Origin of the sequence: Nocardia amamiensis NBRC 102102 (assembly GCF_001612745.1) — a bacterium.
Classification (GTDB): domain Bacteria; phylum Actinomycetota; class Actinomycetes; order Mycobacteriales; family Mycobacteriaceae; genus Nocardia; species Nocardia amamiensis.
On record NZ_BDBA01000058.1, the window covers coordinates 17,118 to 39,734 of the forward strand.

Annotated in this window: 18 protein-coding genes; 9 read left to right on the forward strand and 9 right to left on the reverse strand. The window is 65.6% G+C overall.

What is annotated here, in order from left to right; translation table 11 throughout:
- Window positions 1–30: 30 nt before the first annotated feature.
- From gyrA to dnaA, 7 genes are all read right to left on the reverse strand, one after another.
- Window positions 31–2,550, reverse strand: a complete 2,520-nt coding sequence (gene gyrA / locus NA4_RS13615; RefSeq protein ID WP_067469579.1) for a DNA gyrase subunit A — start codon at window positions 2,548–2,550, stop codon at window positions 31–33.
- Window positions 2,551–2,608: 58 nt separating this feature from the next.
- Window positions 2,609–4,690 carry a DNA topoisomerase (ATP-hydrolyzing) subunit B gene (gene gyrB / locus NA4_RS13620; RefSeq protein WP_373862787.1) on the reverse strand — a complete coding sequence of 694 codons (2,082 nt, stop codon included), beginning with the start codon at window positions 4,688–4,690 and terminating at the stop codon, window positions 2,609–2,611.
- 277 nt (window positions 4,691–4,967) lie between these two features.
- Entirely contained in the window at window positions 4,968–5,879 is a 912-nt protein-coding gene (locus NA4_RS13625; RefSeq protein ID WP_067469585.1) for an alpha/beta fold hydrolase, read from the reverse strand.
- Window positions 5,880–6,006: 127 nt separating this feature from the next.
- On the reverse strand, window positions 6,007–6,576 hold the full coding sequence (locus tag NA4_RS13630; RefSeq protein ID WP_067469588.1) for a DUF721 family protein: 570 nt from the start codon (window positions 6,574–6,576) through the stop codon (window positions 6,007–6,009).
- Between the two features lie 364 nt (window positions 6,577–6,940).
- Window positions 6,941–8,149 carry a DNA replication/repair protein RecF gene (recF, locus tag NA4_RS13635; RefSeq protein WP_067469591.1) on the reverse strand — a complete coding sequence of 403 codons (1,209 nt, stop codon included), beginning with the start codon at window positions 8,147–8,149 and terminating at the stop codon, window positions 6,941–6,943.
- A 243-nt stretch (window positions 8,150–8,392) separates the two neighbouring features.
- Window positions 8,393–9,568: a DNA polymerase III subunit beta gene (gene dnaN / locus NA4_RS13640; RefSeq protein ID WP_067469594.1), complete on the reverse strand. Its 1,176-nt coding sequence runs from the start codon at window positions 9,566–9,568 to the stop codon at window positions 8,393–8,395.
- An 895-nt stretch (window positions 9,569–10,463) separates the two neighbouring features.
- Entirely contained in the window at window positions 10,464–12,404 is a 1,941-nt protein-coding gene (gene dnaA, locus NA4_RS13645) for a chromosomal replication initiator protein DnaA (protein WP_067469597.1), read from the reverse strand.
- Window positions 12,405–13,050: 646 nt separating this feature from the next.
- Here dnaA and rpmH point away from each other — a divergent pair.
- From rpmH to NA4_RS13685, 9 genes are all read left to right on the forward strand, one after another.
- Window positions 13,051–13,194, forward strand: coding sequence for a 50S ribosomal protein L34 (gene rpmH, locus NA4_RS39080; protein ID WP_006550910.1), 144 nt, complete (start codon window positions 13,051–13,053; stop codon window positions 13,192–13,194).
- A gap of 21 nt (window positions 13,195–13,215) precedes the next feature.
- Window positions 13,216–13,647: a ribonuclease P protein component gene (gene rnpA / locus NA4_RS13650; protein ID WP_067469600.1), complete on the forward strand. Its 432-nt coding sequence runs from the start codon at window positions 13,216–13,218 to the stop codon at window positions 13,645–13,647.
- Window positions 13,644–14,042, forward strand: a complete 399-nt coding sequence (gene yidD / locus NA4_RS13655; RefSeq protein WP_067469603.1) for a membrane protein insertion efficiency factor YidD — start codon at window positions 13,644–13,646, stop codon at window positions 14,040–14,042. Before rnpA ends, yidD begins: the two co-directional genes overlap by 4 nt.
- Before the next feature lie 4 nt (window positions 14,043–14,046).
- A complete protein-coding gene (gene yidC / locus NA4_RS13660) occupies window positions 14,047–15,126 on the forward strand; it encodes a membrane protein insertase YidC (RefSeq protein ID WP_067469606.1) in 1,080 nt (359 codons plus the stop codon).
- Window positions 15,127–15,284: 158 nt separating this feature from the next.
- Entirely contained in the window at window positions 15,285–15,791 is a 507-nt protein-coding gene (locus tag NA4_RS13665) for a Jag family protein (protein ID WP_067469609.1), read from the forward strand.
- Window positions 15,792–15,920: 129 nt separating this feature from the next.
- Window positions 15,921–16,706 (forward strand): 16S rRNA (guanine(527)-N(7))-methyltransferase RsmG, encoded by a 786-nt coding sequence (rsmG, locus tag NA4_RS13670; protein ID WP_084497061.1) that lies wholly within the window; start codon window positions 15,921–15,923, stop codon window positions 16,704–16,706.
- Between the two features lie 1,041 nt (window positions 16,707–17,747).
- Window positions 17,748–18,704: a ParA family protein gene (locus NA4_RS13675; RefSeq protein WP_245671340.1), complete on the forward strand. Its 957-nt coding sequence runs from the start codon at window positions 17,748–17,750 to the stop codon at window positions 18,702–18,704.
- Between the two features lie 70 nt (window positions 18,705–18,774).
- On the forward strand, window positions 18,775–19,809 hold the full coding sequence (locus NA4_RS13680; protein ID WP_067469618.1) for a ParB/RepB/Spo0J family partition protein: 1,035 nt from the start codon (window positions 18,775–18,777) through the stop codon (window positions 19,807–19,809).
- Window positions 19,810–20,138: 329 nt separating this feature from the next.
- Window positions 20,139–20,867, forward strand: a complete 729-nt coding sequence (locus tag NA4_RS13685; RefSeq protein WP_067469621.1) for a hypothetical protein — start codon at window positions 20,139–20,141, stop codon at window positions 20,865–20,867.
- Between the two features lie 70 nt (window positions 20,868–20,937).
- Here the strand turns inward: NA4_RS13685 and NA4_RS13690 are convergent, their stop codons facing one another.
- Both NA4_RS13690 and trxA read right to left on the reverse strand, forming a co-directional pair.
- Window positions 20,938–22,125 carry an N-acetylmuramoyl-L-alanine amidase gene (locus NA4_RS13690; RefSeq protein ID WP_067469624.1) on the reverse strand — a complete coding sequence of 396 codons (1,188 nt, stop codon included), beginning with the start codon at window positions 22,123–22,125 and terminating at the stop codon, window positions 20,938–20,940.
- A gap of 158 nt (window positions 22,126–22,283) precedes the next feature.
- A complete protein-coding gene (gene trxA, locus NA4_RS13695) occupies window positions 22,284–22,616 on the reverse strand; it encodes a thioredoxin (RefSeq protein WP_067469627.1) in 333 nt (110 codons plus the stop codon).
- Between the last annotated feature and the right edge of the window lies 1 nt (window position 22,617).

The window sequence follows — 22,617 nt, forward strand, 5'->3', positions numbered from 1 at the left end:
TTAGATCCGTTCGTTGCCGCCGCTATTGGATTACTGCTCAGAAGAACCGGTGTCACCGCCGCCGGCGACCTGATCGGGATCGGGCTCGTCGGCATTGCGTGCGATCGCAAGCAAGGTATCGCCCTCCGCGAGGTTCATCAATCGCACGCCCTTGGTCTGCCGTCCAGCCTTACGAACTTGCTTCGCCGCCGTCCGGATGACGCCGCCCCCGGAGGTGATCGCGTACAACTCATCCTCGTCGTCGACGATGAGCGCCCCGACCAGGGTGCCACGTTTCGCGTCGAACTGGATGGTCAATACGCCTTTACCGCCACGTCCCTGCGCGGTGTACTCCTCGATCGCGGTCCGCTTGGCATAGCCGCCGGACGTCGCGACCAGCAGATACGTGCCATCGCGAACCACATTGAGAGACAACAGCTCATCGCTGTCGTTGAACCGCATGCCCTGCACACCCGAGGTGGCGCGGCCCATCGGACGCAGCGCCTCGTCGGTGGCCGAGAAGCGAATCGACTGGCCGAGCGCCGATACCAGCAGCAGGTCCTCGTCGGCCGAGCACAGCACGGCACCGACCAATTCGTCCTCGTCGCGCAGGTTCACCGCGACGATGCCACCGCTGCGGTTGGAGTCGAAGTCGGTCAGCTTCGACTTCTTCACCAAGCCGTTCCTGGTGGCCAGCACCAGGTACGGGGCATCGTTGTAGGACTTGATCTGGATGATCTGAGCGATCTTCTCGTCCGGCTGGAAGGCCAGCAGGTTCGCCACGTGCTGTCCGCGCGCGGTGCGGTTGGCCTCGGGCAGCTCGTATGCCTTGGCGCGGTACACGCGGCCCTTGTTCGTGAAGAACAGCAGCCAGTCGTGCGTCGAGGTGATGAAGAAGTGCTTGACGATGTCGTCCTGCTTGAGACCGGCGCCCTGCACACCCTTGCCGCCGCGCTTCTGGCTGCGATAGAGATCGGTCTTGGTGCGCTTGGCGTAGCCGGTCTCGGTGATCGTGACGACCACGTCTTCGCGGGCGATGAGATCCTCGTCGGCCACGTCGCCGTCGGCCGCGATGATCTTGGTGCGCCGCTCGTCGCCGTACTTGTCGGTGATCTCGGCCAACTCGTCGCGCACGATCGCGCGCTGGCGCTCCGGCTTCTCGAGGATGTCCTTCAGGTCGGCGATCTCGGCCTCGATCCTGGCCAATTCGTCGATGATCTTCTGCCGCTCCAGGGCGGAGAGGCGACGCAGCTGCATGTCGAGGATGGCGGTCGCCTGGATCTCATCGATATCCAGCAGCTCCATGAGGCCGACCCGCGCGGTGTCGGTGTTGGCCGAGCGCCGGATCAGGGCGATGACCGCGTCGAGCGCGTCGAGCGCCTTGACCAGGCCACGCAGGATGTGGGCCCGCTCCTCTGCCTTGCGCAGCAGATAGCGGGTACGCCGCACGATGACGTTCAACTGGTGCTCGACGTAGAGGCGGATCATCTGATCCAAGCGCAGCGTCCGCGGCACACCATCGACGATCGAGAGCATGTTCGCGCCGAAGCTGGTCTGCAGCTGGGTGTGCTTGTACAGGTTGTTCAGGACCACCTTGGCGACAGCGTCACGCTTGACCGTCACCACGATCCGCATACCTGCGCGATCCGAGGATTCGTCGTGGATGTCGGAGATACCGGCGATCTTGCCGTCCTTCACCTGCTCGGCGATCGAGTTGATGAAGTTGTCGGTGTTGACCTGGTACGGAAGCTCGGTGATGACGATGGTCGTGCGGCCCCGGTTGTCCTCCTCGATCTCTACGACACCACGCATCCGGATCGAGCCGCGCCCTGTGGTGTAAGCGTCGTGGATACCCTGACTGCCGACGATCAGTCCGTGGGTGGGGAAGTCCGGACCTTTGACGCGCTGCATGCACGCCGCCAGCGTGGCTTCCTCGTCGGCGTCGTGATTGTCCAGCGCCCAGTAGATCGCCTCGGCGAGCTCGTTCAAGTTGTGCGGCGGGATGTTGGTCGCCATGCCGACCGCGATGCCATTGCTGCCGTTCATCAGTAGGTTCGGCACCCGGCTCGGGAGCACCGTGGGCTCTTGCGAACGACCATCGTAGTTCGGTGTGAAATCGACCGTCTCGTGGTCGATCTCTCGCAGCAACTCCATCGCGAGCGGAGTGAGGCGGCACTCGGTGTACCGCATGGCTGCGGCGCCGTCGTTGCCGCGCGAACCGAAGTTGCCCTGACCGTCGACGAGCGGGTAGCGCAGCGACCACGGCTGGGCCATCCGGACCAGGGTGTCGTAGATCGACGCGTCACCGTGCGGGTGGTAGTTACCCATGGTCTCGGCGACCGGACGTGCCGACTTCACATAGCCGCGGTCCGGGCGGTAGCCGTTGTCGTACATCGCGTAGAGCACGCGTCGGTGTACCGGCTTGAGGCCGTCACGCACATCCGGCAGCGCGCGACCCACGATCACGCTCATCGCGTAATCGATATAACTGCTCTGCATTTCGTTCTGGATGTCGACCGGTTCGATCCGGTCGCCTCCACCGCCGATCGGGGGCAGCGTGGTCTCAGTCATCTGGTCTCCTTACAGGGCCGGGCGTGAAGGGGCTGTACAGCAGCGGAATTCACGCCGGCTACACGTCGAGGAAGCGAACGTCCTTGGCATTCCGGGTGATAAAGCTGCGACGCGCCTCGACGTCCTCGCCCATCAGAACAGAGAACAGCTCATCGGCGGCAGCCGCGTCGTCGAGCGTCACTTGACGAAGCACCCGCACCGCGGGGTCCATGGTGGTCTCCCACAGCTCCTTCGCGTTCATCTCGCCCAGACCCTTGTACCGCTGCACGCCGTCGTCCTTGTTGATCTTTTTACCGGCGGCGAGACCGGCTTCGAGCAGACCGTCGCGCTCGCGGTCGGAGTAGGCGAACTCCGGGTCACTTCGCTGCCACTTGAGCTTGTACAACGGCGGCTGCGCCAGGTACACGTGGCCGTGCTCGACCAGCGGACGCATGAACCGGAACAGCAACGTGAGCAACAGCGTCGAGATGTGCTGGCCATCGACGTCGGCGTCAGCCATCAGCACGATCTTGTGATAGCGCAGCTTGGCGATATCGAACTCGTCGTGGATCCCGGTGCCGAACGCGGTGATGATCGACTGGACCTCGTTGTTCTTGAGCACCCTGTCGATGCGCGCCTTCTCGACATTGATGATCTTGCCGCGCAAGGGCAGGATCGCCTGGTACATCGAGTCGCGACCGGACTTGGCCGAGCCGCCCGCGGAGTCACCCTCCACGATGTAGATCTCGGACTTGTGCGGGTCCTTGGACCGGCAGTCGGCCAGCTTGCCCGGCAGACCGCCCAGGTCGGTGGCCGACTTGCGGCGCACCAGCTCGCGCGCCTTGCGGGCGGCGACCCGGGCCTGCGCCGAGGACACCGCCTTGTTCACGATGGTCTTCGCGTCGGCAGGGTTGGCTTCGAACCAGTGGGTGAGGTGCTCGTTACAGGTGCGCTGCACGAACGACTTCACCTCGGTGTTGCCGAGTTTGGTCTTGGTCTGGCCCTCGAACTGCGGCTCGCCGACCTTCACGCTCACGATGGCGGCCAGGCCCTCCCGGATGTCGTCACCGGTGAGGTTGCCGTCCTTCTCCTTGATGAGCTTCTTGTCCTTCGCGTACTTGTTGACCACCGTGGTCAACGCCGCGCGGAAGCCCTCCTCGTGCGTGCCGCCCTCATGGGTGTTGATGGTGTTGGCGAAGGTGTGCACCGACTCCGAGTAACCGGAGTTCCACTGCATCGCGACCTCGAGCTCGTGGCCGGTGCCCTTGCCGGTGAACCCGACGACCGAATTGTGGATCGGCTGCTTGGTCCGGTTGATGTGGCGGACGAAGTCCTCCAGCCCGCCCGGGTAGTGGTAGGTCCTGGTCTTGACCTTGTGCTCGGCCGCACCGCCGTTCTCGGCGGCGTGCTTGGGCGCCTCGGCGGTCTCGCTGACCACCTCGTCGATCACCTCGGAGTCGCTGACACGCTCGTCGGTGAGCTTGATGGTCAGTCCCTTGTTCAGGAAGGCCATCTCCTGGAGCCGGCGAGCCACCGTCTCGAAGTTGTAGGTGGTGGTCTCGAAGACCTCCGGGTCCGCCCAGAAGCGGATGGTGGTGCCGGTCTTCTTGGTCGGCTCGCCCTGCACCAGCTTGCCGGGTGCGGCGTCCTTGTAGATCTGGCTCCAGTGGTAGCCGTCGCGGAGGATGTCCGCCTCCAGCCGGGTCGACAGCGCGTTGACCACGGAGATACCGACGCCGTGCAGACCGCCGGACACCGCGTAGGAATCCGAGTCGAACTTGCCGCCCGCGTGCAGCTGGGTCATGACGACCTCGATGGTGGGCACGCCTTGGGCGTGCAACGCGACCGGGATGCCGCGGCCGTCGTCGACCACTTCGACGCCGCCGTCGGCCAGCAGGGTGACCTCGACCTTCGTCGCGTACCCAGCCATCGCCTCGTCGACGGAGTTGTCGACGACTTCCCAGATCAGGTGGTGCAGACCGCGTTCACCGGTGGAGCCGATGTACATGCCCGGACGCTTGCGAACCGCCTCGAGCCCCTCGAGAACCGTGATGGAGGAGGCACCATAGTCCTGCTTCCCGGTTGCCTTGGTCGAACCCGATGCGGTGGAGTCTTTGGCAGCCACTGGTCGGTAGCTCTCCTTACTTGCTGATCCCGGCATACATCGATCGGACAGCACACGTGGGGCCCTGGTGGTGTCTGCTCGAAAATTAGGGTCCACGCGCGAACTGTGCGAAACGCGCCGAAGGGTATCGCCGCTAGTTACGTCACCATCCTACTGGTACACCCAACTTACAACGCACCTCCGACACCCCTGACGGCTCCGTGAATGCGAGAAAACGGATTCCGCCGAGTCGGGTCCGCCTTCCGCCGGTTTTCATCCAGCAGGCGTGGGCTGAGAGATGCATCGGCCGCCGCGGACTTCGAGTTGCCCGCGATCAGCATGCGGCGCCGATCCGATCCACGAAGGCGGCCGTGTGGCGTGCCAGCTCCGCCGGATGTGAGATCGGCGACCAATGCCGAGCCGAGATCTCGGCCTGGGTCAGGTTCGGCACCCACTGACCGGCCTCGGCATTGACCACCGGCCGCACCGCCCGGTCGCCGGTGGCGACGATCAGCTGCACCGGGACCTCGATGGGGCGGGGCCGCGGGTGGCGCAAGTGCGTGCGGATGTTCGCGCGGTAGAGCTTCAGGTTATTGATCATATCCGTACGCAGCGTCGGGGCCGTCTCCACCAAGGCGGGATCCAGGCCATCGAAGAACCCGAGAAAGCGCGGCCAATGGTTGGGCAGCACCCGCAGCACCGGATTCGGCAGTCCTGGAATCTGGAAAGCGACGGTATAGGCCGAGGCGATGGCTTGGGCGAGCGAGCCGCGGAGCCGTGCCATGGTGAGGGGGCCGCGCAGGTAGGCGCCGAGGAAATCCAGATTCGGGCCGGACACCGAAGTGAACGACCCGATCACCGACGCGGCGTCCGGAGCGGCGACCAGCTCCCACCCGATCACCGATCCCCAGTCATGGCCCAGCACGTGGACATGTTCGCCCGGTGCGACCGCGTCGATCACCGCGCGCACGTCGGCCGCGAGCTCTCCGATCCGGTAGGCCGCGACGTTCGTGGGCGCCGAGCTGTTGCCTGCACCGCGATTGTCGAACGCGATCACGCGATGACGGCCCGCAAGCAGCGCGGCTACCCGACTCCACAGCACGTGTGTGTCGGGCCAGCCGTGGATCAGCAGGACCGGGATGCCGTCGGGATTACCGCATTCATACACCGCTAGTTCGACGTCGCCGCGGCGCACGGTTCGGGTCGCGGTCGCGGGAAACGGACCAACGGAGGTGGTGATCGTCATCGAAAAACCTTCCGCCCGGACGAATTCGGTCCGATGCGACAGGTTCCGGGCACGACATCGGGCCGAGGCGTTCCACGTGAAACGCCTGTCGATGTAACCGTAACACCGGGTATCAGGTACTGCCCAACTATCCGTACGTATCGCGCGGTCCCCGGCCCTTGATATGGCGTTCGCCCTTACGCCAGCTCGGTGCGGCAGGTCCGGAGATCTTCAAGGAGGTCACCACACCCTGGCCGACAGCGGTGTTGATCTTCGCCAGGATCTGGCTCTGCAGCATCCGCAATTGCGTGGCCCACGCGGTCGACTCCGCCGCGATACTCAGCACGCCATCCTTCAGCGCGATCGGTGTGGCGTGCGCGGCGATGTCCTCACCGACGACGCCTGCCCACCGGCCGAACACCATGCCCTCGGCGACCTTGCCCGACCAACCGCGGCTCTTGGCGATCGAACCGGCCAGCTTGGACAGCAGCTGGGGGTCGCGATCGTCCGGGCGGGCGCCGGACCATCCGGTGCGCCTGCGGGCGCCGGTCCGCAGCCTGCGCTGCGGCGAGGCACGACCCTGGCCGACGGACTTGCCGCTGGCCCGCGCCGCGGCGCGCGCCTCCTCCAACGCGCGCCTGGCCAGATCGATTCCGCGTAGCTCGGGTTCGCGGCCTGCGGATTCGGCGGATCCGGGCTCGGCGGGCTGATCGCTCATCGGCCCTCTCCCTTCGCACGCATTCGTTTGTCCCCAGTTTCGATCACGTTGTCCCCAGGCTTTGCCGGATGTTGCCAGCAACTCGGGAACGCATGTGTCCGACAGGAAGGCAGCCGGTCGATTGACCTGTTCATCGCCCATTCGAGGGGTTTCCGCATCAAGTTGGTTCGATCGCTCAACTGTTGCTGAATCCACTTTCGCTGGGTTGGGCGACGTCGACCTGCCGAGTTTTCCACAGGTGTTGGGGAATCGGCCTCAGCTGTTGAGAAGCCGGGCGGCAGTCCCGATGACTGGTCACTGTAGTGGATCGAAGCCTTGAACATCCCGGGCGCGGATCGCGTCTGCGCTTCCGGGTCCACGGAATTCACCGCTCGCCGCCGGAACCGTGGCTCCCACCGCAGGCCGTCTCTTCGGCGACGAGGCGCGAGACCCGCCCATCGGCGCTTCCGGTCGTCTCGACACACAGGGGCACGGCCGCGAGTTCGCCGGGTACGTCCTCTGGTACGGCTGCCGTGATCAGCACCTGCTCGGCCCCCGCGGCGACCGCGGCGAGCGCGGCGCGGCGACGGCGGTCGAGTTCGGCGAAGACGTCATCGAGCAGCAACACCGGTTCGGCGCCGGTGGCGCGCAACAGATCGAACGCCCCCAAGCGCAAGGCCAGCGCGAACGACCACGACTCGCCATGGCTGGCGAACCCCTTCGCTGGCGAGTCCCCGAGCATCAGCTCCAGCTCGTCGCGATGCGGACCGACCAGGCATACCCCGCGCTCGAGTTCCTTCGGCCGTGCCGCGGCGAGCTCGCGCAGCAGGATCGCCTCGACCTCCTCGGTGTCCTCCGCACGCGGCGATCGGGCTGGATCCAGGAATTCCGGCGGCAGCACGGCGCTGCGATAGGCGATCGAAGCAGGCCGCGACTCCGGAGCGATCGAGGCGTAGGACTGCGCGACGTGCGGAGCCAAGTCGTGCACCAAGCGCAGCCGGTGGGCGAGCAGTACCGAGGCGTGCGCGGCCAAGTGGCCGTCCCATACGTCCAGGGTGCTCAGGTCTGCCCTCGACCTGGCCTGGCGCCCAGCGGTTTTCAGCAGCGCCGATCGCTGGCGCAGTACCCGGTCGTAATCGCTGCGCACCGCGGCCAGTCTGGGCAGGCGTGCTGTGCACAACTCGTCCATGAAGCGCCGGCGCTCGCCGGGATCGCCCCGCACCAGCGCCAGGTCCTCCGGTGCGAACAGCACCGTCTGCAGGATGCCGAGGATTTCCCGGGTCCGGCGGACCGGTGACCGGTTGATCTGCGCCCGGTTGGCGCTGCCCTGGTTCAGTTCGACATCGATGCGCAACTCGCGGCCCGCGTTGACCACAGTGGCACCGATCCGGGCACGCTCGGTGCCGATCCTGATCAACGGCGCCTCCGTGGCGACGCGGTGCGAGCCGAGCGTGGCCAGGTAGCCGATCGCCTCCAGCAGGTTGGTCTTGCCATTGCCGTTCGATCCCAAGAAAACCGTGCGGCCTGGGGATAATTCGAGTTCCACGTGCTCCCACGAGCGGAAGTCACGCAGTGACAGTGCCCGGATGAACATTCGCTATCGCGCCCCTGCCTGCGCAGAAGCGGTTGTTCCCACAGATCGGTCCGACGCCGGCACGGCCGACGATCCTCCTGTCACCTGCCACAGCCCTGTGGAACACCTGTGGATAGAGTGTGCGGACACCAGCCGCGTGACCCGGTTTTCCGACGTCGCCGACGGTCTCCCAGCGGAAAGGTCGCTCACCTGCACCGGATCACTGGGCGCGGATCCGCACGGTACCCGATCATGCACCGGCCATCAGCCCGGCAACCGGACCGGCATCAGCAGATAGATGTACGGGCTGGACAGCGCCGCGAACGTTCCGGAGTCGAGCACCTCGGGCTCCTCCTCCGCAGCGGGCAGTAGCACGGCGGGCCTGCTGGGCGTGGTGAAGCCGAAGGTGACCCGGTCGGCGTGCAGTGCGGACAAGCCGTCGATGAGATAGCCGGGGTTGAACGCGATGGTCAGCGACTCGCCGCGGAAGTCGGCCTCCAACCATTCCTCGGCCCGTCCGGCGTCGTCGCCGCCCGCCGACAGCAGCAGACCGTCGGTGGAGAACTCCAACCGCACCTGGGCACCGCGCTCGGCGACCAGCGCGACGCGCTTGATGGCGTCGGTCAGCGCGGCGACTGCCAAAGTGGCGATCGAGGTGTGTTCCCTGGGGAGCAACTGGCGGAACTTGGGGAATTCCGCGTCGAGCAGACGGGTGGTGGTGCGGCGGCCCGCGTTCACGATGCCGAGCAGGCCGTCGGATCCCGCGCCAGAGCCCAGCGACAACTGGACCGGGGCGTCGGACGGGCCCAGCGTCTTGGCGGCCTCCGACAGCGTCCTGGCCGGGATGAGCACCGAAGTCTCGATGTCGGGGCGCGCGGGCTGCCATTCGATGTGCCGGACGGCAAGGCGGAACCGGTCGGTCGCCGCGAGGACGACCTGCGAGCCTTCGATCTCCACCCGGATTCCGGTGAGCATGGGCAGGGTGTCGTCGCGCCCGGCGGCGACGGCGACTTGACCAACGGCCTCGGCGAAGACCTCGACACTCAATTCACCGGTCTGCTGCGGCACCTCGGGCAGTTGGGGATAGTCCTCGACCGGCATGGTGGGCAGGGAGAACTTGGCGCTGCCACAGGTGATCAGCACCCGGGTACCGTCCACCGAGACATCGACCGGCTTGTTGGACAACGCCTTGGTGATGTCGGCCAGCAGTCGACCGGAGACGAGCACTTGGCCCGGACCCGCGACCTCTGCCGCTACGCGCACCTGCGCAGACACTTCGTAATCGAATCCGGAGACGGTCAGCCCATTCTCGTCGGCAACCAGCAGCACACCGCCGAGCACCGGAACCGGAGGCCGGGACGGAAGACTGCGCGCCACCCAGGCGACGGAGTCGGCGAAATCCTCGCGGGCGACCCGAAACTTCATGCTTGCAAGCTCCATCGCCCGATCTGTCCTCTCCCGGTTCCGTGATCTGTTGTCGGCTCGTCAGTGTCGGTTCTCGAAAGGGTCCTGCCGAATCGGCCGCCTTCGCAGTCTGGCACAGGCGACCGACATCAAACCGTACCCGCGTGCGAGACGAGCACCTAGCCCGACCCTCCGGCAGTACGCGTGGTCGGTGCCGGGTGGGCACCCCGGTGTGGGTCGAGCAGAAGCAATCGAGTCGTCCGGGGTCGGATCCGTCGCTCGTGCATCGGCCGGATCGTGATGAGCCGACCGGACCGGGTGCACGGACATCGACCGGCTCTGTTCTCCATGCCGGAAACGTCGTGACACCGAAGCCGCGTCGCTCGACCGACTTTCCACACACCCTGTTTTGAAGAGAGATCTCTAATGAGAAGAACTGAAGTAGTAGTAGGTGCTGTGGATTCTGTGGACTGCGGTCGAATCCACTGGTCAGCGGGCGTGGTGCCGTGGGGATGACCGCGGGGTGTCTCGAGGATGAACACGAGGCGTCTGTGGAGGTTCACCGGTTGTTCCAGATTCATCCTCGAGCGCTCCTCGAGTTGTTCCACCGGATTCACCCAGTTGTTCACACGTGTGCACGAAACCGTGGACAACTCGAGGAATCCTCGAGGACTCCACACGAACTCCTCGAGGATTCCACAAGGCCTGATCCGGACACGATGCTGGTCACCGGTTGTGCACAACCGCCGCTGTGGAAACTGTTGAATTCGGCCTGTGAGCCGACAGTCGGGGACGTCGGCCCTCGCCTGTGTGTGAATCGGTGGACAACCTGGTGGATTCCTCGAGGACTCCACAGGGATTCCTCGAGGAATCCACAACCCACAAAAAGCACCGCCCCAGGTCAGGGGCGGTGCTCAGCTGTGTATGGATGTCAGCGCGAGCGCTGCTTGATCCGGGCTGTGAGTTCTTGGACCTGGTCGTAGACGCGGCGCCGCTCGGTCATCTCCTTGCGCACCTTCTTCTCCGCGTACATCACCGTGGTGTGGTCGCGACCGAACGCCTGGCCGATCTTCGGCAACGACAGATCGGTCAGCTCGCGGCACAGATACATGGCGATCTGCCTGGCCTGGGCGAGCGGCCGAGCTTTGCCGGGACCGGTGAGTTCTTCCAGGGTCGTGTTGAAGTACTCCGCGGTGACGGCCATGATGGTCGCCGCGTTGATCTCCAGCGCCGCGGTGTCCGGCATGAGATCGCGCAGCACCACCTCGGCCAGCGGCAAATCCAGCGGCTGCCCGTTCAACGAGGCGAACGCGGTCACCCGGATGAGCGCCCCCTCCAGCTCACGGATATTGCGCTCGACCCGGCTGGCGATCAGCTCCAGCACGTCGTGCGGCACATCGAGCCGATCCATCCGCGCCTTCTTGCGCAGGATCGCGATCCGCGTCTCCAGTTCCGGCGGCTGCACGTCGGTGATCAATCCCCACTCGAACCGTGTGCGCAGCCGCTCCTCCAGGGTGGCCAGTTGCTTCGGTGGGCGGTCCGAGGAGACGACGATCTGCTTGTTCGCGTTGTGCAGGGTGTTGAAGGTGTGGAAGAACTCCTCCTGGATGCCTTCCTTGCCCTCGATGAACTGGATGTCGTCGACCAGCAGGATGTCGGTCTCGCGATAGCGACGCTTGAACGCCACCTTCCGGTCGTCGCGCAAGCTGTTGATGAAGTCGTTGGTGAATTCCTCGGTCGAGACGTACTTGACCCGCATGCCTGGAAAGAGGCGCTGCGCGTAATGGCCCGCCGCGTGCAGCAAGTGTGTCTTGCCCAATCCCGAAGCACCCCAGACGAATAGCGGGTTGTACGCGCGCGCAGGGGCCTCGGCGATGGCCACGGCGGCGGCGTGTGCGAAACGGTTGGACGCGCCGATGACGAAGGTCTCGAAGGTGTACTTCGCGTTCAGGCTGGCCGAGGAGGGCGACGGAGCGGACGACTCCTGCGACTTGGTGAAGTAGGTCGGCCAGGAGTTGCGGACATTCACCACCGGCTCGTCGTCATGATCGCCGCGCGGGTTGTCACCGACCGGCTCGCGCACCGGATCGTGTACCAGCCCCGTATCGGTCTCGGCGGCTTCGCGCATCGGGGCACGGATCGGGCCGCGCATCGGGGCTGGTCCCGGTTCGGGATTGAACAGCGACTCCTGGCCGGGCGGGATGGCCGACTCGCGGCGTGGCGGAAGTCCGGTCTCGCGTCGCGGCGCGGCGTCCGGCGTGGACACCCCGGGCAGTTCGGCCATGGTGGAGTAGTCGCCGCGCGTTGGGTAATCGGCGTGGGCGTACTCCGGCTGGCGGTAGTCCTCCCCTGGCGCGAATTCCTGTCCGTATTCGGGTCGGGAGAAGTCGGAGTCATCGTCGTAAGGCGACGCAGGCGCGTAGTCGGCGGACTGTGCGTAGCGGGGCGCGGGGTATGCGTCCCGGCTTGGGAAGTCGGAACCCGGATATGTGGCTGGACCGCGCCCGACGTCCCGGGTTCGCTCTGGCCTGCTCGTCATCCGGGCATGCCGGGGTGTGTTGCTCTGCCGGTCGACCGCCGGGCTGGTCGGCGCCGCGATGCGGACGCCGAGCCCTTCCACTTGCGGACCGAGCCGACGGGCAAGCGAGCGGAGGATCGGCTCGCGCAGATCGCGTTCGATGGCTTCCTGGGCCAGCGACGAGGGCACCGAGAGCAGGGCGAACCCCTGTGCGACCGTCAGCGGTTTGACCAGCTTCAGCCAGGCCTGCTGCGCTCTGGTCACCGGCGGGATGGCGCCATCCGGTGAGCCGGTGGTCAGCTCGGTGACAACCTCGGGCCACACCGTGGCCAACACGTTCTGCTCGTCGTCCATGCAGTTTCCTCCCCGGAAGTAGGTCGATAGGAGCAGACGGCCGGGGTACGCGGGGAGAATGAGGTGCGACCGTGCTGAGGTCGGCACCGTGATCCTGCGTACATCCGTAACCGGTTCGGACGCTGTCCAGGTCCCCCATCCGGGCAGCGGCGTGGCACCGTCGGCCCTACGAATATGCCACTCCAGGGGTCTTTCCACACAATTATCCACAGATGTGGAGAACCTTGGGGAACTGAGCAGCGCGCGCACGCGCGAGGCTGACAACGCTGCGACCTGCGGTTCTGCAGCAATCACCTGGCTACGTACCCTAGTGGCCGAAGCGTGTCGCGGGCTAGGGGTGTGGACGAACTCACCGTCATTGCCAGGGCGTCTGACTCGTCGCGACCGATTCTGCCTGGTCGCGGGGCACGGGCTGTAGGTGTGGGGCGAGTTTGACCCGCCCCGAACCGATCAGTACCCTCGTACAGTCACCCCTTGGTGCGGTGGCGGTCTTGTGCTGACCGCGTTTAGGTCGTGATCGACCGACTGTGCGCCAGGACCGACGCGCGCCGATGATGACCAGACCTGCGATTCATTCGCGCACTACACGTATCACCGACAAGCTTCGGGCGCTACCTGGTGCCCGCCTACTCGAGGAGTGTTGACCGTGGCCAAGGGCAAGCGGACGTTCCAGCCGAACAACCGTCGTCGGGCGCGGGTGCACGGCTTCCGCCTCCGGATGCGCACCCGTGCGGGTCGTGCCATCGTCTCGGCGCGTCGCCGCAAGGGCCGCGCTTCCCTTACTGCCTGATCCTCGCTCTCGGACGCTCGGGTGTTGCCTGAGTCGTATCGGTTGCATCATCGTGCCGACTTCTCCCGGACGGTGCGCCGCGGCCAGCGAATCGGGAGGCGAGATCTGGTCGTGCACGCGCTCCTAGGCGAGTATGACGGAGTCGTGGGCGTGAATGAACGGCACGATCAGATCCCGGACGACAAGCTGGTCCGCGTGGGTGGACCGCGCTTCGGGTTGATTGTCAGCAAGGCGGTGGGCAACGCGGTGATTCGACATCGCGTTGCCCGCCGCCTGCGTCATATGTGCGCCCAGGTGCTCGCCGAGGTCGCGCCGGGAACCGACATCGTGATCCGGGTACTTCCCGGTGCCGCCGCGGCGTCCTCGGAAGACCTGCTCCGCCAGCTGCGCGGCGCCCTGCGCAAGCTCGGCGCCGGCACCGCGGCAGGAGCGCGGACGGGCGGTCCGGCATGAGGATGCCCGCAATGATCACCAAACTGCCCGTGAACGCGCTGATCTTTCTGATCGAGCTGTATCGGACCTACGTCTCCCCCACCCGCATGCCGGTGTGCCGGTTCACCCCGACCTGCAGCGAGTATGCGGTAACCGCTCTGCGCACCCGTGGCCTGTTCACCGGGCTCGTACTGACGGTCGTGCGTTTGGCCAAATGCGCACCCTGGCACCCTGGTGGGTGGGACCCCGTCCCGGAGCGGAAGCGGAGCCCCCTTCGTGCCGGCTCCGGGGACGAGGTAGCTGCCGACGTGGCGTCGCAGGAATCGAGCGTGCCTGCCGAGCCGCGGTCGCAGCCGAACGCTTGTAAAGGATCACCGCACGCGGTGATCGGCGACACGAACGACGGGAGTGCATAGAGCCGTGCTCGACTTCATTTATTACCCGGTGTCCTGGATCCTCTGGTTCTGGCATCGGGTCTTCGGGTTCGCGTTCGGCGCGGACAACGGTCTCACCTGGGCACTGGCCGTGGTGTTCCTGGTGTTCACCTTGCGCTTGGTGCTCTACAAGCCGTTCGTCAAACAGGTGCGCACCACCAAGCAGATGCAGGAGCTGCAGCCCCAGATCAAGGAGCTGCAGAAGAAGTACAAGAACGACCGCCAGAAGATGGCGCTCGAGATGCAGAAGCTGCAGAAGGACAACGGCTTCAACCCGCTGATGGGCTGTCTGCCGGTCCTCGCTCAGGTGCCGGTCTTCCTCGGGTTGTTCCACGTGCTGCGGTCGTTCAACCGGACCGGGCACGGCTTCGGCCAACTCGGCCTGACGCCCGAGCAGAACGCGAACACCGCGAACTACGTCTTCAGCGCCACCGACGTCCAGTCGTTCCTGAGCGCCCGCATCTTCGGTGCGCCGATCTCGGCGTTCATCACCACGCCGGTCAACGAGTTGCAGGCATTCGCCGACTACGGCGGCGTGCCGAGCCGTTTGAGCATCGCGCTCGTCGCGATCCCCTTGATGGTCATCGCCGGTCTCGCGACCCACTTCAACGCGCGCGCCTCGGTCGCGCGGCAGACGCCGGAAGCCGCGGCCAACCCGCAGGCGGCGATGATGAACAAGCTGGCGCTGTGGGTGTTCCCGCTCGGCGTGCTCGTCGGTGGTCCTTTCCTGCCGATCGCCATCCTGCTGTACTGGGTCTCCAACAACATCTGGACCTACGGGCAGCAGCACCTCGTCTTCGGCCGCATGGAGAAGGAAGAGGAAGCCAAGAAGCAGGCGAAGCTGGAACAGCGCGCGCAGAACGCACCGAAGCCGGGCGCCAAACCGGTCAGCGTGAAGAAGAAGCCGACGCCATCCGCTGACGCCGCTGGGACGGACGAGCCCGCCGCGGCCGCGTCGACGAACGGCGCCGCCAAACCGGCGAAGCAGACCCCGAGCCAGCGCCGGACGGGCGGCCAGAAGCGGTCACCGAACCGGGGCAGGCCGAACCAGAAGCGTAGGCGCTGATCCCGCAATCGGTGGGCCATGGGTCCATCTCTATCACTGAGCAACCCCTTGATCGCGAATACCGCCCGGCGGCGATTGCCCGGCGCGCGCGATGAGCAGATGAAGGAAATCAAATGACTGTTGAGACCGACGGAGGGGACGCCACAGTGGCGACGACGATGGTGAACGCCGGGTCCGATGCCGGCGAGGTCGAGAACGACGCCGAGGAAGCTCTCATCGAGGAAGGCGAGATCGCCGGCGATTATCTCGAACAGTTGCTCGACGTCCTCGACTTCGACGGTGACATCGATCTCGACGTGGAAGGCGACCGCGCCGTCGTGAGCATCGACGGCGGCCGCGATCTGACGAAGCTCGTCGGACGCAACGGTGAAGTGCTCGACGCCTTGCAGGAATTGACCCGCCTTGCTGTTCAGCAGGCGACGGGTGTGCGGAGCCGGCTGATGCTCGACGTGGCCGGTTGGCGGGCCAAGCGGAGGTCGGAGCTGAGCGAGCTCGGTACGGCCGCCGCGCAGCGGGTGCTGGAGTCGGGTGCGCCGGAATCGCTGGCACCCATGACACCGTTCGAGCGCAAGATCGTGCATGACGCCGTGGCCGCAGTGGAGGGTGTCAGCAGCGAAAGCGAAGGTGTCGAGCCGAACCGCCATGTAGTGGTCGTTCCGGCCTGAGGCGAGGCGGCCGCGTGTTCCGCGGCCGGACGGGTAGTGGTTGGATAGGGCCTCTGGTCTTCGGACCGGGGGCCTTATTCGTGTCCGGCGCCCGACTGCTCGCTCGTTGACCGACTCGAGTTCGGAAGGATGTTTCACGTGGAACGAGATCTCGGTGGATCCACCGCGGTACCCGCGGAGCTGGAACCACCTGCGTCGGCGGCGACCGTCTTCGGCGACCGACTCGATCTCGCGCAGCGATATTGCGCGGCGCTCGCGACCGTGGGCGTGGAGCGCGGGTTGATCGGTCCGCGCGAGGTGCCCCGGCTCTGGGATCGCCACATCCTGAACTGTGCAGTGCTTGGTGAGTTGATCGCCGAGGGCGCGTCCGTAGTCGACATCGGCAGCGGTGCCGGACTCCCGGGGATTCCGCTGGCGATCGCGCGGCCGGACCTCCGGATCACGTTGGTCGAACCGCTACTGCGCCGCACCATCTTCCTGAGCGAGTTCATCGAATCGGTCGGATTGGACGTGACCGTGGTCCGGGGGCGTGCGGAACAGTCGGGCGTGATGAAGGAAGCCGGAGGCGCGGACGTCGTCACGTCCCGCGCGGTTGCTCCGCTCGGCAAACTGGCCCAGTGGTCGCTTCCCCTCCTCCGCGACCACGGGCACATGCTCGCGCTGAAGGGAGCCAGCGCGGCGGAGGAACTCGAACGTGACGGCGAAGCGTTGACACGGGCCGGTGCTGGCAATGCGGTCGTGCTTGCGTGCGGTGCCGGATTGGTGTCCACTCCGACGATGGTGATCAGCGCCGAACGGCTCCCCCGCGCCGAGCGCACATCCCGGCGACGGGCCGAACGTGCGGGCGCTAAGGCGGTTCGTGGCGGTGCAGTGGAGCGTGGCCGTGCCAAGCGTGCGGCTCGAAAAGCCGAGTAAGAGCTCGTCGTCGCGAGAGCTGGCCGCGTGCGGTCGGTCCCACACCTTAAGCCCCGCGATCCAGCGCGCTCGATCGCGGGTTTGAGGATTCGAATCCCAGGGGCTGGGCTATTTCGTCACTCTGACGGAACTGAGCTGATTACTGTCAATCGGCTGCTTCCCTGAGTGAGTGGAGACGGATTTCCGAAGTGCGGCGCCCCGTTCAGGCGACCACCTCCTTCGTAGTCGTTCTCGCCGATGTGTCGGTTCACGAATTCAATAGGTTGGGGCCTGGCAATGTTTCACGTGAATCCAAGTCGATTCGCGGATGACGGCGGCAGCACACGTCCGGGGATCTGGCCGGTGTCGGTGTCATCGAGATTGGTGCGGGAGGCGAAGGCGGACGGGTTAGATCGGATCGGTACTTCGCCGATGGGCTCGAATCAACCGCCGATAGTGACGGAGTCGTGTGTCGCGCGTAGACAGCTGTAGCGCCAAGGATTCTCGCGCCGTGGCCGGGTTCGCGTGGCTCACGAGCTCCGGATGATTCACGTGAAACATGGCTTCGCGAGAACCCGCTGGGTCGGAACCGACCGACCTGAACCGACTTCGATCGTGGCACGCGCGAGCGATGCGCTGAGCGGCGCGGTCCGTGACGATGTGCCTGCGCTCGCTACCTACTCGGGAAAGGTTGGACGCGGGGCGATGTTTCATGTGAAACAACGGGCGCGGCGGCGTGAAACCGTGCAGATTTGCGTGTCGCTCTGCGCCTCGCCGCGATTCAGCTTTCCTATCGCGCTGAGTGCTGGCAAGCTAGTGTGCGTCGGGCGTGAGCGTAGGTGCCACGGAGGATCTGGTTGTCACAGCGGCGAGAGCTCCGCTCGGTCGATCGGGCGCCGCGAACCCGGTTGTGCATCGTGTTCGATCCGACAAAAGGCTGTTGCAACACGACGTCGACCTGTGCGTCGCGCGCACGTGTTCTGAAGTTTCTCGGGTTAGGAGCTGTCTATGTCGAGCGGTCCGGCGAATGTTTCACGGGAAACGACGTCGCGCGTGCCGGGGATGCTGGACTCCAGCAACTTTGATGCGGAGGCGTTCGGAAGCACACCGTTCGGGCACATCTCGCCGAGCGAGACCCCGATCGCCGCCGAAGCCCAACGCGCAAGTCAAGTCCTCCATCCAGGAAAGGCGACTGTGCCGAAACCGCATGAGCAACGCATCATCACGATCGCCAATCAGAAAGGCGGCGTCGGTAAGACGACTACCGCGGTGAATCTCGCGGCGGCCCTGGCGCATCAGGGGATGACCGTTCTCGTGATCGATCTGGATCCGCAGGGCAATGCCAGTACCGCCCTGGGGATCGAGCATCATTCCGGCGTCCCGTCCACCTACGAATTGCTGATCGGCGAGGTGTCGGTCAAGGACGCTATCCAAACCAGTCCGCACAGTGAACGTTTGCTCTGTGTCCCGGCGACCATCGACCTGGCGGGCGCTGAGATCGAACTTGTCTCGATGGTGGCCAGGGAAGGTCGGCTGAAATCCGCCATCCAGGAGGCGAATATCGCGGGGTACGACATCGATTATGTGATGATCGACTGCCCGCCTTCCCTGGGCCTGCTCACGGTCAACGCGCTGGTCGCCGCGAAGGAGGTGCTGATCCCTATTCAGTGCGAGTACTACGCGCTGGAAGGTGTCGGGCAGCTACTCCGTAATATCGGGCTGGTGCAGGCGCATCTGAATCCGGAACTGCATGTCTCGACCGTGATTCTCACCATGTACGACGGCCGCACGAAGCTGGCCGACCAGGTCGCCGAGGAGGTCCGGGGTCACTTCGGCGATGTCGTACTGCGCTCGGTGATTCCGCGCAGTGTGAAGGTGTCGGAGGCACCGGGCTACGGCATGACGGTGCTCGATTATGATCCAGGCTCCCGGGGTGCGATGAGCTACCTGGATGCCGGACGCGAGATGGCAGCACGCGCGATGGCGCCGCGCGCTGCCGCGACGAAGTCGGCGGAGTGACTCGGCCGGCCGAGTCGATGCTCGGGCGAAGTCCGGTTGGTGGCAGAACGAGGAAGGGGTCGGTAGACCGATGAGTCAGGCGAAGAAGGGTGGACTCGGGCGCGGTCTCGCCGCGCTGATCCCCACGGCACCGGCGGGCACGCCGGGGGTCAACGGCTCCGCTGCGAGCGTCATCGGTCTCGATCCGGTCGGGCCGCAGCCGACCGCGACCTACCTGCACCGGGTCCCCGACCCCACCGACGACACTGCAGATCTTGCGGTCGGCGGCGCGATCTACCGGGAGATCCCGCCGGATCAGATCGAGCGGAACCCGAAGCAGCCGCGCACCGTCTTCGAAGAAGACGCGCTGGCCGAGTTGGTGCATTCGATCCGCGAGTTCGGCCTGATGCAACCGATCGTGGTGCGCCGACCGGAGCCAGGCGTGGACCGCTATCAGCTCGTCATGGGCGAGCGACGTTGGCGGGCATGCCAGGAGGCCGGCCTGGCCGCCATTCCCGCGATCGTCCGCGAAACAGCGGACGGGGCAATGCTGCGTGACGCGCTCTTGGAGAACATCCACCGGGTACAGCTGAATCCGCTCGAAGAGGCTGCGGCCTATCAGCAGCTGCTGGAGGAGTTCGACGTCACCCACGAGGAATTGGCCGCCCGAATCGGCCGCTCCCGCCCTGTCGTGACGAATATGATCCGTCTACTGAAGTTGCCGATCCCGGTGCAGCGCCGGGTCGCGGCAGGCGTACTGTCCGCCGGACACGCGCGAGCACTGCTCGGTCTCGAAGCGGGTGCGGACGCCCAAGAGGTGCTCGCCGCCCGGATCGTTGCCGAGGGGCTCTCGGTCCGGGCTACCGAAGAAGCCGTCACGCTGGCGAACCGAGATCCGGACGCCGCGGCGCCTTCCCCGGTTGCCCGGCGGAAGCCGATCCACATGCCGGGTCTGCAGGACGTGGCCGATCGGCTGTCCGGCTCGTTCGACACCCGGGTCACCGTGAGTCTGGGCAAGCGCAAAGGCAAGATCGTCGTCGAGTTCGGGTCGATCGAAGACCTCGAGCGGATCGTCGCCCTGATGGAGCAGAACACACCTGATGACGGGGCGATCGCTACTCAGTGACAGAAGTGACGAAATTTAACTTGTGATTTCCATGGGTGCGGGCATCCGGCCGAAACGTCACTGTGACGGCATGGCTCCGCGCGGCTTCGGAGCTTGTGCTGCTCCGCGGCAGAGCGGCACAGGTTCTTCTGACCAACAGCACAGCGACATGGAATGAGGCGGGTTCCCTTTGATCGCTTATTCTTGCTGGCGAGCAAATATTGATGCGACGTGAGTGAGCGCAGCGAGCGAGCCATGTCACAGCGTGCAACGCGCACGCCGGAGGCGAGCGCCACCGAGGTGGAGGCGTGAGCGTGGATGAATCGGACAGCTGGAGGCTGAGCAGAGCGGTGTCGACCAGCGTCACAGCACTTACCCTCGGCGGACTGGAAAAGCTTCCCGCGCATGCGCGGCGCTGTGTTTTCTGGGAGATCGATCCCGCGGTGGCCGAGGACTCGCGCAATTTCAGCGATCCGGTCTTCGAGAAGGAGGCCTGGCTGTCCACAGTCATGCTGGAGTGGGGTTCCTGCGGACAGGTGGCGAACGTCGACGGCAACATCGCCGGCTGCGCTCTGTACGCCCCGCCGAGCGCGGTACCGCGGGCCAGCCTGTTCCCCACGTCTCCGGTGAGCCCGGACGCGATCCTGCTGACCACGCTGCGGGCCGAATTTCCGTATCACGATGCCGATATCGCCCATCAATTGATTCAGGCGGTGGTATCGGATCTGGTGCGCCGCGGCGTGCGCGCGCTGGAGGCGTTCGGCATTCGCACCGATCCGTCCACGCAGGCGCTGGCGGAGCGCTTCGGCTCGATGACGCTGATGGAGCGGATCGTCGCACCGATCAACGGTGGGAGAGCGTCTGGTGCGACCACCGAATGCTCGCCGGAGACCTGCATGATCGAGGCCGACTTCCTGGAGGAAGTCGGTTTCGAGGTCGTCGCCCCGCACCACCGGTTTCCTCGGTTGCGGTTGGAGCTGGACTCGGATCACGGCTGGAAGGAAGACGTCGAACGGGCGCTGGACCAGCTGCTCGCGGCGGCTTCGATGACCGTACCGACCCGCATCGGGGCGCGCTGAGCCGGAAAATCGAAGCGCCCCCTGTCGGTCCGAAAGAACAGGGGGCGCTTCTGGTTTCAGGGCGAGCGGGCTACATCCGGTCCGCCGCGGCAAGTTCCTCGGCCAGCAATTCGGCGAAAGTGTAAGTGCCGGTGGGCTGATCGTCCTGACCGAGCAGGTACAGCCGCTTCACCGAGATCAGGATCGCTTCGGCGATCACGTCCCGCATGCGCGGGTTGGTGAGTACCGAGGCATCGTATTCGTTTGTCAGATAACCGATGTCGACCTGTACGGTCGGCATTTTGGTGAGACGCAAGAGATCCCAGGTTCGTGCATGGGTCCGGCAGTCCTGCAACGACGTTCGCGCGACGACTTCCCGCTGGATGAAACCGGCGAGCACCTGGCCGATCATCGACACCGAGCCGTGCGAGTTGCCGAAGTAGAACCCGGCGACGCCGTTCGCGAGCGGACTCGGGTTGGTGGCGCAGCGCAGCGAGATCATCAGATCGGCGTCGAAGGCGTTGGAGGTATCGGCGCGCTGGGCGTCGGTAGGGTTGGCCCCCCACGGACGCGACAGGAAGGTCTCCATGCCGGTGGCGGCCATCCGGCCCTCCAGGCGACTCGCCAGGTCCCACAGGATCTCCGACTCGTAGACATCGCCGTACTCGGTGGGCACCGCGCAGCCCTTGTCCGGACCGCCGAGACCCGGATCGATGACGATCCGTTTGCCGGTCAGCTGCGGGCCCGCCCGGTGCACCACTTCTTCCTCGGCGATGCGATGCGGGTTGCCTCCGGTTACCCTCGCGCCGAGCAGATCCAGCGAGCGAAGTGTGTCGGGACCGCAGATCCCGTCCGCTGACAACCCGATCTCACGCTGGAAGGCCGTCAGCGCGTCATGCGTGTGCGGCCCGAAATAGCCGTCGACGCGGTGCACGTAGAAACCGAGGTCCTGCAGCCTGCGCTGGAGCGTGGCCACGTCGTCGCCGTAGAGCGGTGCCGACAGCTGGTAGATCAACGTGCGCGCGCCGAGCCGGTAAGACGCCTCCTTCAGCGCCCGATAGGTCGCCGGTCCGACCACACCGTCGACAAGCAGCCCGCGGTACTGCTGGAAGGCACGGACCGCGGAGTCGAGATGATGATCGAAGGAGACGTCGGCGTCCTTCCAGTACTCGCGCGCGTCCGAGGTACCGACGTGCGCATGTAGGAACCCGAGACTTGCCAGGGTGCTCCGAACCTCTGCTACGGCTGGACCGGAATCGCCGTGACGAAGTCGGTGCATGCGTGAGAGCCCTTTCCTTCCGTCAACCCGCGGGTACCCACTCATGCGTTGGGATACACCTTCGCACGACCGAAGCGTCGGTCGATTGTCTCAGACCCGGACCGGGTTGCGACATTCCCGGGTCCAGGCATCCTACGGCGCGTTATCGTTTCGCGTCGTCAGATGACGTCTTCGAGTTCGCGCAAAAGAGCCGCTTTGCCCTTCGCTCCGACGATCTGCTTGACCGGCTTACCGCCGCGGAACAGCATCATAGTGGGCAGCGAGAGGATCTGATAATCGCGGGCGGTGTTCGGGTTGGCGTCCACGTCCAGCTTCGCGATGGTCAGCGCGTCCGCGTGTGTGCCGGCGATCTCCTCCAGGACGGGGGCGACCATTTTGCACGGCCCGCACCAGTCGGCCCAGAAATCGACGAGGACGGGCTTCTCACTGAGCAGCACGTCGTCGGCGAAGGACGCGTCGGTGACGGTGACCGTGTTGGCGGACTTGGACATG